We start from the raw sequence: 12,657 nt of genomic DNA on the forward strand, positions 1-12,657 counted from the left end.
CCTTTTTAATCCCTCATCTTGACTTAACTTTACTGTGATGAATTCTCAGCAAAAACTCGCTCACGAATTCCCCAAAAAATTAGGTGAGGATCAACAACTATTTTAGCTGCAATTTCCCTAGAAAAGACTTGAAGATAGATAAATAAAACCTGACTATCACCGCCGGTAAGTGCGACACAACTATCAGGAAATCGCCGGCACCAATCCTCAATAAAATTACAGATGCCGGCTAAAAGACTGTAAATAATTCCGCTTTGAATGGCATCTGGAGTATTCAATGCCCAGCGTGAGGGAAGAGATGCTTCAGAGGACGTATTGACAAGTGGCAACGCAGCAGTTTTTTGTGAAAGAGACTGCAACTGTAAGCCCAAACCCGGCAAGATTGCACCACCGACAAGCTGCCGGTATTGATCTGCGCCGGTAAAGGTTAAAGCAGTACCGGCATCAATGACTAAAACCGGCCAATCTAACTGGTTGCCGGCACCCCACAAAGCCAAAGCGCGGTCAATTCCCAAGGTGGGATACATACCCAATAACGGTAAATTATCCAACGTAATGATCTGCGCGTTTGAATAAGTTTGCCAAAGTTTGAGCTGATCTGGGACAACAGAAGCGATCCAAAGTGCCGGAGGTTTGCTGTCTGATAGCAATATCTTTGTCTCTACAAGATCAGGGATTTCTTGCAACCAGACATTCGCCTCAAAATTGCTTTCTATCAACTGCTGAACTATAGATGCCGGCAGGTGAGGTGTATCCCAAAATCCCTCAAGGGTGCTGCCGGTGAACCGCGCCCAGTGCAGCCGAGAATTGCCGATTGCCAATGCTAACCAGCTTTTGCCATCTCGCTTTGCTTGATTCATGGAAGGAATATTTTGTCAGATACCCGGATCTGCCCGGCTGGAGGGGCAACCCCATGAGGAGAGGAAACATTTGACGTTAGCATTTTTATAATTTAGATTTATATTATATTCAATTTTATATAGCAATCTTCTATTATGAGCGAGTTCTCTTTTGAGGCGCAAAGTAAGGCATCTAAGCATTATGCCCTTTACTTTCCGGATGAATGCAAGTACGAACCGTTATCTTAATTGTTTGTGATTATTTGACGCTCAGTATTTTATCGGGTTCCCTACTTTTAAAAATGAAGTTTCTTTACCAAAACTATAAATACTATTATATAATTTTAATAAAGATTTAAGATTCAGGTTTTAAATAAAGTTGCAGCTACTTCACGGGTTCAAATTGCCAACTTCCTCGTGGAAAGTCCTATGTCTTTCAAAATATACGCACCTTCATGTCCCTGGCCTCTTTCAACTTCATACCTACCAGAGGGAAACAAGTCAGTATCCCAAGACTCACCTTCACTGACAAAAAATAGTGAGAGACAAGACATTCAAACCTTGCAACTAAAACAACAAGTTCAGATGTCTGCTTTACTCAATGAAATTAACAACTCTGTTCGCAGCACCCTGGATCTTGAAGAAATCCTGACGTCTGCGTGCCGATTGTTGGGTCAAGCCCTCAAGTGCAGTCGCGTGAGCATTCTGGTCAATGAGTTAGAAGAGGCAGATACATTTATCACACGAGGGGAGTATAACCAAGGTGGCTATCCCGTGCAGTTGGGGGTAAAGGTGCCTATTGCAGATAACCCTCACCTAAAGATTTTAGTGTCACAACCGGAGCCGCTGGCAGTAAAAAACTTTCAGGAGTTTCCGGGGTTGGGCCGGCGGGCGCGAGGACTGGGAAGAACCCTAGGCATTCGGTCGATGTTGGCGATTGCAACTCGCTGCCAAGGACGAGTTAATGGGGCAATTGGTGTGCAGCAATGCGATCGCGAACGTGCGTGGACAGAGTGGGAACAGCAACTTTTAGAAGGCGTTGCCAGTCAACTGGCGATTGCGATTAATCAAGCGCAGCTTTACAGTGAAAGCCGGCGTCAAGCTGAGCGAGAGTCTTTGTTGCGGTTAGTCACAAATCAAATTCGCAGCACCCTGGATTTAAACACGATTTTGCAAACAGCGGTGCGAGGCGTGCGTCAGATCCTCAACTCAGATCGGGTGGTCATTTACCAGTTCAAAGAAAACTGGCACGGGGAGATAGTGGTTGAGGATTTAATTATCCCTTGGCCGTCGATTTTTAGGGACATGGTAGCGGATAATTGCTTTTCCCAAGAGTACGCGCATCTGTATCAGCAAGGGCGTGTGCGAAGCATTCCGGATATTCACAAGGCCGGTTTAAATCCGTGTCATGTTAAATATTTAGAGAGCTTGCAAGTTCAAGCGAATTTAATTGTGCCGATTGTTATGGGTCGGGGTGGGCAGACTTGCGAGAAATCTGCAACTTCCCAGCCGGCACAAGACTTGAACAACCCAGAAAAACCGCCCCTCCCCAATCGTTTGTGGGGGCTGTTGATCGCTCATGAATGCAGCAGTCCCCGGAACTGGCAACCCTCAGAAATAGAGTTGCTGTCCGATCTGGCTGATCAAATAGCAATTTCAATTCAGCAAGCTGAACTCTACGCGAAAGTTCAAGACACGGCTGCCAAATCTCAAGCTCAAGCTCAACAGTTGCAGGCAGCCTTAGAGGAATTGCGATCAGCTCAGATGCAGTTAATTCAGAGTGTTAAGTTATCCAGTTTAGGGCAAATGGTAGCCGGCATTGCCCACGAAATGAACAATGCAAACAACGTTATTCTTGCCAATTTGCACCATGCTCAAGAGTATGCAGGTGTGTTGAGTCAGGCGATCAATGTTGTTGCAGATTTGTGTCCTGATTCCTCCGCAACCGTTGATCGGCTGAATGCGGAATTAGAGTTAGATTACATTCAACAAGACTTTCCCCAACTGCTCAAGTCTATGCAGCAAGGAAGTGAGCGAATTCGCGGAATTGTGTTGACGTTGCGGAATTTTTCTCGCTTAGATGAAGCCGAATCTAAAGCGGTGAATTTAAATGAGGGGGTGGAAAGCAGTTTGGCAATGCTGCAACACCGGCTCAAAGATCGTGTGACTATTCATAAAGAATATGGGAATCTGCCGCAGGTGGAATGTTGCGCCGGCCAGATTAATCAAGTGTTTTTCAACCTACTCAACAACGCCTTAGATGCGGTTGAAGCAACCGATCAGTTGGGTGAATTAACAATTCGCACTTGGCAAAGCGCACCCGACTGGATAGCAATTTCTATTCGTGATAATGGTGCCGGCATTTCTGCAGATACTCAAGAGCGGATTTTTGACCCTTTCTTCACCACAAAGCCGATAGGACAAGGTACGGGTTTGGGGCTGTCGATGTGCTATCAGGTGATTGTAAAAGGTCATGGAGGCCGGCTATGCTGCATTAGTTCATCTGGTGAAGGTGCAGAGTTTATTGTGGAATTGCCGGTTAAAGCGAAAGGCGAGGGGCAATGATCAATTTCTCTCCCAATGCTTCGCCTGTACGCATCCATATCACCATTGCAACTCAGCAACCAGCAACGCCTCTGCCGCTTCAGAAGTTAGGGGTTTGGAAATAAAGAATCCCTGACCGTATTCGCAGCCCAAAGCCCTAATTTGTAACATATGCTCTAGAGTTTCTGCCCCTTCAGCGATGACATCCATTCCCATACTATGAGCCAGCATCACAATCGCCCGAACAATCTCTGTATGTTCGCCCTCAAGGCCGATTCGACTGACAAAAGAGCGGTCAATTTTTAAGGTATTGATGGGAAAGTGATGCAAATAACTCAAGGATGAATAGCCGGTGCCAAAATCATCAAGGCACAATTGAATATTCCGGCTTCTGAGTTGCAACAAGGTGTCGGTTGCAGATTCAGTATTATCGACAATCGCACTTTCAGTAATTTCTAGCTTTAAACAGCCGGCATTTAAATTTGTTTCTGTCAAAATTTGGTCAATTTGTTCTACCAAATTGGGTTGCAAGAACTGTTTTCCAGAAAGATTCACGCTAATAGTTAGGGGTAAGGGATTGAGATTATTCATTTCCCCCCCATTTGCGGTTCCATGTTCACCGGCTTTCTGAGAAAATTGCTCGATCCAGCAAGCCATCTGCCGGCAAGCTTCCCGCAGCACCCAGACACCCAAGGGGAGGATAAGACCTGTTTCTTCTGCCACTGGGATAAACTCGCTTGGGGGAACCATGCCGCGAGTTGGGTGCAGCCAGCGCACCAGCGCCTCAAAGCCGGCAATCCTGCCGGTGCTTAAGCAGATAATTGGCTGGTAGTAAAGCACAAACTCGTGCCGATCTAACGCCCGTCGCAGGTCATTTTCTAAATGCAATAACGCCACAGCCCGATCGTGCATGGCTTTGTCAAACACTGCATAGCGTGCTTTGCCTCGCGCCTTAGCATGGTACATGGCAATGTCGGCATCGCGCAGCACATCGCCCTGCCAGCCATAATCGCTTGAACTGAGAGCAATGCCAATGCTGGTTGTGATAAAGACTTCATGCCGGTTGAGGCTGAAAGGAGCGAGCATTTCCTTATGAATTTGCTCAGCCAAAGTGATCGCATCATCGACTTGCTGGATACCTTCTAACAAGATGACGAAATGATCTCCCGCCAAACGTGCTATGAGAGAATTTTGAGAATTTTGAATTTCAGAGTTTGAAGTTGGAGTGAATACTGAATTAAAAATGGAAGGATTAAAGTCATTGAGACAGCTTTCCAGTCTACTGGCAATTGCTCTGAGCAACCGATCTCCAACGGTATGTCCGAGACTGTCATTGACGACTTTAAACCGATCAAGATCGAGGAAAAGGACGGCACACAAATAATCGGGAGATCGTTTGGCTCGTGCCATTGCTTGTCCTAGCCGATCCATCAACAATGCTCGGTTGGGCAGCCCTGTCAGCGCATCGTGGAACGCATTATAAATTAATTGTTCCTCAGCCATTTTACGCTCGGTGATGTCGGTTTGTACACCGATAAAGTGAGTTAGCTGACCTTGAGCGTTATACACGGGCGCAACGTGCAGTTCCAACCACATCAGCTCGCCATTTTTGTGATAGTTTCGTAAAGTTACCCTGCAATCTTTTCCCTCTCGAATTGCCGTTCGTAATTTATTTAAGGCCGGCTGAGTGATGTCATCACTTTGCAAAAACCGCAAGTTACGCCCGATCACTTCTGCTGCCGTGTAACCCGTCATGGTTTCAAAGCTGGCATTGACATAAACCGCTGGATTGTCTGGTTGTTGCGCGTCGGTGATGACAATGCCGTTGCTGCTACTATGTATGGCGCGTTCTAGCAAGCATAGCCGTTCTTCCTGTTGTTTGCGCTCTGTGATGTCGCGAGAGTTGACAACAAAACCGCCGATCACGCAGTTGTCCTGCCGGTTACTGCCAATCGCTTCTAAATACACCCAAGAACCGTCTGCATGGCGAAAGCGAAACTCAATTTTTACACTAATATCGGTTTGTTGAATAGCCGTAGCAAATCCATTTTGAACCGTTAGCGTATCTTCGGGGTGAATGTAATCAAAGGCTTTTTGGCCAATTAATTGTTCAGGTTGGTAACCTAAAATTCTTTCTATTGAAGGGCTTTCATAACGGATGGTTCCGTCAGCTTCCAAAATAGTAATTAAATCCGAAGAATTTTGAACCAGTGAACGAAAACCTTCTTCGCTTTTCGCGAGAGCTTCTACCGCTTGTTTCCGATCATTAATATTAACTGCACTAAAACAAACGCTGTTAACTTCTGCTTGCTCATTAAACACAGGATTATAATTGGCTTCAAACCAATTATCGGTGTCTGTCATTCCTTTGACATTACGCTCTACCTTTACCGAGCGTCCCTGCATAGCTTCTTGAAAATGGCGATTAAAGTTGTCTAAATCTTCAGGGGAAACGTAGTCATAAATAGAATCACCGACTTGAATTTCTCGCCGCCAAATTGCTTTGGCTCCTTGATTAGCGGTTTTGTTAAAGGCCAGAATTTTATAATTGCGGTCAATCAGGATGCTCGACTGCAAGCTACTGTTAAAAACGGCTTTTAAGTTGGCTTCCGATTCTTTTAAAGCGGCTTCTGTGGAGGCACGTTCGGTAATGTCGATAACTGTCCCGATCTGGCGGATCGCTTCGCCGGCATCGTCCCGCCAAACTTCACCCTGACAACCCACCCAGCGGATAGTCCCATCTGACCAAATAATGCGATGCTCAATCGCATAGTCTTCCCCCTCATGTAGGGTTTGGGCGATGGCATTTCTCACCCGATCAAAATCTTCAGGATGAATAAATTGCAAGTAGTCTTTATAAGTGCCGGCAAATGAATTATCCTGAATTCCAAAAATGGCTGCAACTTCATCTGACCATCTAATGGTATCGGTTTGGATATCCCAATCCCAAACCCCCATGCGGGCTGCTTTCAGGGCAAACTTTAACCGCGCTTCGCTTTGTTGCAGTGATGCCTGTGCTTGTTTGCGGTTCGTGATATCAATGCCTACTAAAAATGCGGCTTTGCCCTGATTGTATTTTTGAGTCACAATCAGATAATTTCGCAATTCCCCATTAATTTCTGCTGGCAGTTCTTGGATAGATTCCGTTGCGGAACTTGCAAAAAACTGACGCACAAATTCGTTAAACTCTGGGCTAGAACCGAGAAAGCCGATGTCTCGACCGGCAAAAGCTTCTGGGTTCAAGTTGTAAAGTTTAGCTAAATGCCGGTTAACTCCCAAATAACGCAAATCTGAGCTAATCGAAGAAACAATTCCCGGCACAGCTTCTAGGATAGTTTGGAGTTGCTCATTCGCGTGCGCGAGTGCCTGTTGAGTCTGACATTGTTCTGTGAGGTCTTTCAGAATGAGCTGGGTTGCCGGTTGAGTTTCATAAGTGACCGCCGCACCCACTACTTCAACGTCAATAATTTGTCTATCCGATATTTTTTGAATTTGGCATTTTATCTTTTGAGTTGAAGATTGTAGTTCAGAATCCAAAAGTGAAGATTTAAAATTGTTTTGTGAGTTGGGATGAATAAAATCTAAAATCGGTTTTCCGATGAGTTCTTGGGGTTCCGCCGCCCCCATTAATTTCATCGCGGCAGCATTGATGTTAACCAATTTGCCGTGAGCGTGGATAATGATCGCATCGGCAGAAAGTTCGCAGAGTCGGTGATAGCGTTCTTCACTTTCACGCTGCAACTCTTGTGAACGCTTATGTTCGGTAATGTCGCAGAAGGTACTTAGAATTGCCGGTTCGTCGTTGAAGGTTATCGACTGCAATGACACAGCAACCCAAAAGGGGGTGCCGTCTGCTTTTTTGAAGCGGACTTCATAATTATGAACCGATCCGTCTCGCTTCAGTGCCTCTAACAGAATTTGACGATCACTCGGATCGTAATAAAAGTCTGTTTTGCTGCGTCCAATTAATTGCTGACGCGAAATTCCTATAATTTGGCAGAAAAGTTCATTACTATCCAAAATCGTGCCGGTGGCAACATGGCTGATCGCCACCGGCACCGGCATCAACTTGACAAATGCCTGAAAATCACCGGGTAATTCAGACTGTTTGCCACAACATTCCTGCCTAGTTTCCTGGGCGGGCGGCAAGGATGCCTGCGCTACAACAGGCGAAATACCCCCTTCACGGCTATCGCTCATGAGTTTTGCCAGTTTTGGGTTTACTTGTTCTACCTGCCTGGATTGCGGCAACCAACTGCTAGGTTTGATTTCAAACGGTTCTTTGGAGCTGAACAAAGTGCTTATCTATGATAAATGCTATCTATTAAGATTTTGCTGACAATTTCAACACGTTGAGTATGAATCTGAAAAGATATTTAATTAATCTTAAACATAAATTAAATTTTTATGTCTGATTTAAAATCTATATATTCATCTAGAAATTAAATAGTCCGGGCAATGATATGATGGTGGTAAGCGCTAAGTCAGCCGATCAGTTCGTGAGATTGAATTCAACATCCCGGAAAACAGCTAGAAAAGTCTCGGTCTTGCCTTTTTAAATTTTATCCAGAAAAAAAGTTTTGCCGGCAAAAAAATGCAACGATTCCGCAAAATAGGGGCTAGGGATTAGGGGCTAGGGGGAGAGCGAGAAAAAGAATAACCGATATCGGTAATCTGAGAGTGGGAAGAAAGTAGGGCGAGAGAGGGTATTTTTTGATTAAGTCTGTTTGATTACTTAATTTATATAAAAATGCGAAGTAACCTAAAAAGCTTACAGAACAATAGCCCGCCTAAATTTTCTCCTATATTAATTAACCGTAACGGCAGGAGAGAAGAAGACAGTGAAAAACTTTACGAGAATTGATAATTTCGTTCACTGCCAACTGTAACGAGCTTTGAGGTGGCAGTAACCTCAAGAACAAGGGCGTATTAGAATACGCACCGACGATCACTGCAATCCTTGTGCTGATGCCATCTGTGGAGAGTGCCAAAATGCTGGAATCTTATCGGAAACACGTTGCTGAGCGGGCGGCTTTGGGAATTCCGCCACTGCCGTTGGATGCCCCACAAACATCTGAGTTGTGCGAGTTACTAAAAAACCCGCCGGCAGGGGAAGAAGAGACGCTGCTGGAGTTATTGCGCGATCGCGTCCCGCCCGGTGTTGATCAAGCCGCTTATGTCAAAGCCGGCTTTTTAACAGCGATTGCGAAAGGCGAGATTGAATGCCCCCTGATTGTGCCCCAAGGTGCAGTGAAACTTCTCGGCACCATGATGGGTGGATACAACGTGCAATCGTTGGTGAGTTTACTAGAGTCAAGTGAGCCGGCGATCGCTGCCTCCGCCGCCGCAGCCTTAAGCAAAACATTGCTGATATTTGATGCGTTTCACGACGTTTTAACTTTGTCTGATGTCAATCCCTATGCCAAGCAAGTCATCGACTCTTGGGCAACAGCAGATTGGTTCATCGGGCGTCCAAAGCTGCCAGAAGCCATCACCCTCACCGTGTTTAAGGTGCCGGGAGAAACAAATACAGACGATCTTTCACCGGCACCCCACGCTACCACGCGCCCGGATATTCCCTTACACGCCGCAGTCATGCTGGAATCGCGGCTGCCAGGAGCGGTGCAAACCATTGCAGAGTTGAAGCAGAAAGGGCATCCTGTGGCGTATGTCGGGGATGTCGTCGGAACAGGTTCCTCGCGTAAATCTGCTATTAACTCAGTGCTGTGGCACATTGGCAATGATATTCCCTTCGTGCCGAATAAACGCTCTGGGGGATACATTTTAGGCACTGCGATCGCCCCCATTTTCTTCAACACCGCTGAAGATTCGGGTGCCTTGCCCATCGAGTGCGATGTTACCCAGATGGAAACCGGCATGGTGATTACCATTCATCCTTACAAAGGTGAAATCACCAATGAAACGGGGGAAGTGATTTCAACATTTACGCTCAAGCCTGACACGATTTTAGATGAAGTGCGTGCCGGTGGGCGAATTCCGCTGTTAATTGGGCGAGCACTCACCGATAAAACGCGAATTGCTCTCGGCTTAGATCCTAGCCCAATTTTTGTTCGCCCTCGCCCCCCGGTTGATACCGGCAAAGGTTACACCCTGGCACAGAAAATGGTGGGCAAAGCCTGCGGTTTATCCGGTGTGCGTCCCGGCACTTCTTGTGAGCCAATGATGACAACCGTTGGTTCTCAAGATACCACAGGGCCGATGACACGGGATGAGTTGAAAGAACTTGCTTGTTTGGGTTTCTCGGCTGATTTGGTAATGCAAAGTTTCTGTCATACTGCGGCGTATCCCAAGCCGGTGGATGTAAAGACTCACCATGAATTGCCTGATTTCTTTGCCCAGCGTGCCGGTGTTGCTTTACGTCCCGGTGATGGCATTATTCACTCTTGGTTGAACCGGATGTTATTGCCGGATACGGTAGGCACCGGCGGTGATTCTCATACGCGTTTTCCCCTAGGAATTTCCTTCCCGGCCGGTTCAGGTTTGGTGGCATTTGCTGCGGCTTTAGGGTTGATGCCTTTGGATATGCCAGAATCAGTTTTAGTGCGATTCAAAGGTGAATTGCAACCTGGTATTACCTTACGGGATATTGTGAATGCAATTCCTTATGTGGCGATTCAAAAAGGTTTGCTGACTGCCGATAAACAGAATAAGAAAAATATCTTTTCTGGGCGGATTATGGAGATTGAAGGCTTGCCAGATTTAAAGGTTGAGCAAGCCTTTGAATTGACAGATGCCACGGCTGAGCGTTCCTGTGCCGGTTCTACGATTAAGTTGAGTGTGGAAACGGTTTCTGAGTATTTGCGATCTAATGTGGCGCTGTTGAAAAATATGGCGGCGCGAGGTTATCAAGATGCTCGCACGATTATGCGCCGCGTAGCAAAAATGGAGGAATGGTTAGCAAATCCAGTCTTGATGGAAGCCGATCCGGATGCGGAGTATGCAGCCATTATCGAGATTGATTTGAATGAAATCAAAGAGCCAATTGTTGCCGCACCCAATGACCCGGATAATGTGAAGTTACTGTCTGAAGTTGCGAATGATCCTGTGCAAGAAGTGTTTATCGGTTCTTGCATGACTAATATTGGTCATTATCGGGCAAGTGCGAAAGTTTTGGAAGGGGAAGGAGCCGTGAAGACACGCTTGTGGATTTGCCCTCCAACTCGCATGGATGAGTATCAGTTGAAAGAAGAAGGCGTTTATGGCACATTTGGAGCTGCCGGCGCGCGAACTGAGATGCCGGGATGCAGTTTATGTATGGGGAATCAGGCGCGTGTTGCGGATGCAACAACGGTGTTTTCTACTTCGACTCGCAACTTTAACAATCGCATGGGAAAAGATGCGCGAGTTTATCTCGGTTCTGCTGAATTAGCGGCAGTTTGTTCGCTGTTAGGGCGGGTTCCCACTGTCCAGGAATACATGGATATTGTGGCGAAAAAAATTCATCCTTTTGCCGGCGATTTGTATCGCTATTTGAATTTCGATCAAATTACGGGATTTGAGGATGAAGGACGTGTGATTGCGCTGGAAGATATGCCCCGAATTGAGGATATTTTGGGGATGCCGGCGGCTACGCGATAAGCATAAATCTATGCCCCTCGGTTTAAAAAAATCTGGGGTTATAGCAATTAAGCCCGCCAATGCGGGCTTTTTTTGTTAAAATAGCCTAAAAATAAGACAAAGGCAAAAAAACCTTCACGTTACATTCCTCTTATTATTAGAAACTTAATGAAAGCTGAAAACTATCCATTTGCCAAAGAATTAATTGTTGACACCGAAGGTCATATCCAGAAGGTCATTATCGATTTCAATGATTATCAGCGTCTTCTCGAAGCCATTGAGGATGAGGGGCTAATCGGTGCCATGATAGAAGTCAAAGAGGAAAGTCCACTAACTTTGGATGCAGCACTGGCAGAGCTTGAAAAAGAGTGAATACACTCAATCAACCGAGCTTTTTGAAAAATATCAAAGCTCTTAAAAGTACGCAAGCTTTTGAGTCTATTAAAACTTTGCTATTTGAAGAAATTCCTAATAGTTCAAGTTTTGAAGGAATCAGATGTACCCATTGCAGTTATTAGGCGTAGACTCTTCGCAGGCGAGCGGCACGAAGTTGCTCAATATGGCGGCAACATTCTACGGAAGCCATGAACAATGACCACAATCATAAACAAAAGATTTCGCCAGAAAAGTTTATAGAGCGGAAGTTCTAAAGGGGTGCAAACGGCATCTTGATGAGAAACATTAGCCAATCTCTTTCCCAGCAATTGTATCCACTTGACAGTTCTGGGCCATTCCCACAAATCCTCAAGCCAAGGAATGGGAATACCTTCTTGACCTACAGATGCCCCAATAATACCTCCTAAAATTGCCGCAGTGGTATCTGTATCACCGCCACAACGAACAATTTCCAGGATGGCTCCTGGGTAATCTTGCTGATGTCTCAACCAAGCGTGAATGACAACTGGAACTGTGTGATAAATATAGCCGCTAACACCTCGCGCAAGTCCTAACTCAACGGCAAATGATTCTGTAGTTTGTTGAGCGTTTACGCTGTTGCAAGCTTTCTTGATTAGTTGCAAAAATTCACTGGCTTCTGCTCCTATAATTTCTTGGAGAGTCTGATAGTAGTTTTGAGGAGAAATATTTGATTGTTGGCTGGATAGGTGGGCAGCAATCGCCACAGCTAAAGCTCCAAATTCCGCTTTAGGATCAGTATGTGTAAGTCTTGTAGATGCTCTGACTAATTCGCGTAACTTTTGGAAGTCATCGCCATAACAAACACCGATAATAGCGCTTCTCATGGCTGGGCCATTGCCAGCAGAGAAAATACCAGAGTGTTCAGGTTTAAATCCTAACCACAATCTTAAGATAGCTTTGAGAGTGGCGTATCCAATGCCGGCTGGCAAACCGAGTAACCAAAAACGTAATCGCTTTGCTAAATCTTTCTTGAATGTCTGGACATCCCCAGATGAAATAATTAAGGCTTGAGCTACCATGCAGATGTGTTCTGTATCATCAGAAACCATGCCTCTGCCAAAGAGGAACTGGTGTCCGGTTACAGTCGGATAAAGACGACGTTGCCGATGTTTAGATAAGCCTTCGTAGGGAAGCCCAATGGCATCACCGACTGCGGTTCCCAGTAAACAGCCAATGATTGAGTTGGAAGTTGGAAACAGCATTTAACGAGTGAGATTTACTTTAGAAACCCAGCTTGTTTCTTTTTAACTCAAATTCACAATATATTTCTTCGCTTTGA

The 12,657-nt window shown here is 45.6% G+C and carries 6 protein-coding genes; 3 read left to right on the forward strand and 3 right to left on the reverse strand.

From position 1 onward, the window contains the following. Positions 1-29: 29 nt before the first annotated feature. Positions 30-860: a pantothenate kinase gene (locus H6F56_RS05265; RefSeq protein WP_190665785.1), complete on the reverse strand. Its 831-nt coding sequence runs from the start codon at positions 858-860 to the stop codon at positions 30-32. Between the two features lie 408 nt (positions 861-1,268). On the opposite strand from H6F56_RS05265, the gene H6F56_RS05270 reads away from it, so the two are divergent. Then, positions 1,269-3,404 (forward strand): GAF domain-containing protein, encoded by a 2,136-nt coding sequence (locus H6F56_RS05270; RefSeq protein WP_190665786.1) that lies wholly within the window; start codon positions 1,269-1,271, stop codon positions 3,402-3,404. A 39-nt stretch (positions 3,405-3,443) separates the two neighbouring features. Here H6F56_RS05270 and H6F56_RS05275 read toward each other — a convergent pair whose 3' ends face one another. Beyond that, positions 3,444-7,679, reverse strand: a complete 4,236-nt coding sequence (locus H6F56_RS05275; RefSeq protein WP_206753389.1) for an EAL and GGDEF domain-containing protein — start codon at positions 7,677-7,679, stop codon at positions 3,444-3,446. 696 nt (positions 7,680-8,375) lie between these two features. Between H6F56_RS05275 and acnB the strand changes: the two genes are divergently transcribed. Both acnB and H6F56_RS05285 read left to right on the forward strand, forming a co-directional pair. Further along, complete coding sequence (acnB, locus tag H6F56_RS05280; RefSeq protein ID WP_190665788.1) at positions 8,376-10,982, forward strand: bifunctional aconitate hydratase 2/2-methylisocitrate dehydratase; 2,607 nt, start codon at positions 8,376-8,378, stop codon at positions 10,980-10,982. 147 nt (positions 10,983-11,129) lie between these two features. Further along, positions 11,130-11,333, forward strand: coding sequence for a hypothetical protein (locus tag H6F56_RS05285; protein ID WP_190665789.1), 204 nt, complete (start codon positions 11,130-11,132; stop codon positions 11,331-11,333). 182 nt (positions 11,334-11,515) lie between these two features. On the opposite strand, the gene H6F56_RS05290 is transcribed toward H6F56_RS05285, so the two are convergent. Beyond that, the gene (locus H6F56_RS05290) at positions 11,516-12,580 is read right to left on the reverse strand and encodes an ADP-ribosylglycohydrolase family protein (RefSeq protein ID WP_190665790.1); all 1,065 of its coding nucleotides are present in this window, start codon (positions 12,578-12,580) and stop codon (positions 11,516-11,518) included. Between the last annotated feature and the right edge of the window lie 77 nt (positions 12,581-12,657).

Source organism: Microcoleus sp. FACHB-672 (genome assembly GCF_014695725.1).
Classification (GTDB): Bacteria; Cyanobacteriota; Cyanobacteriia; order Cyanobacteriales; family Oscillatoriaceae; genus FACHB-68.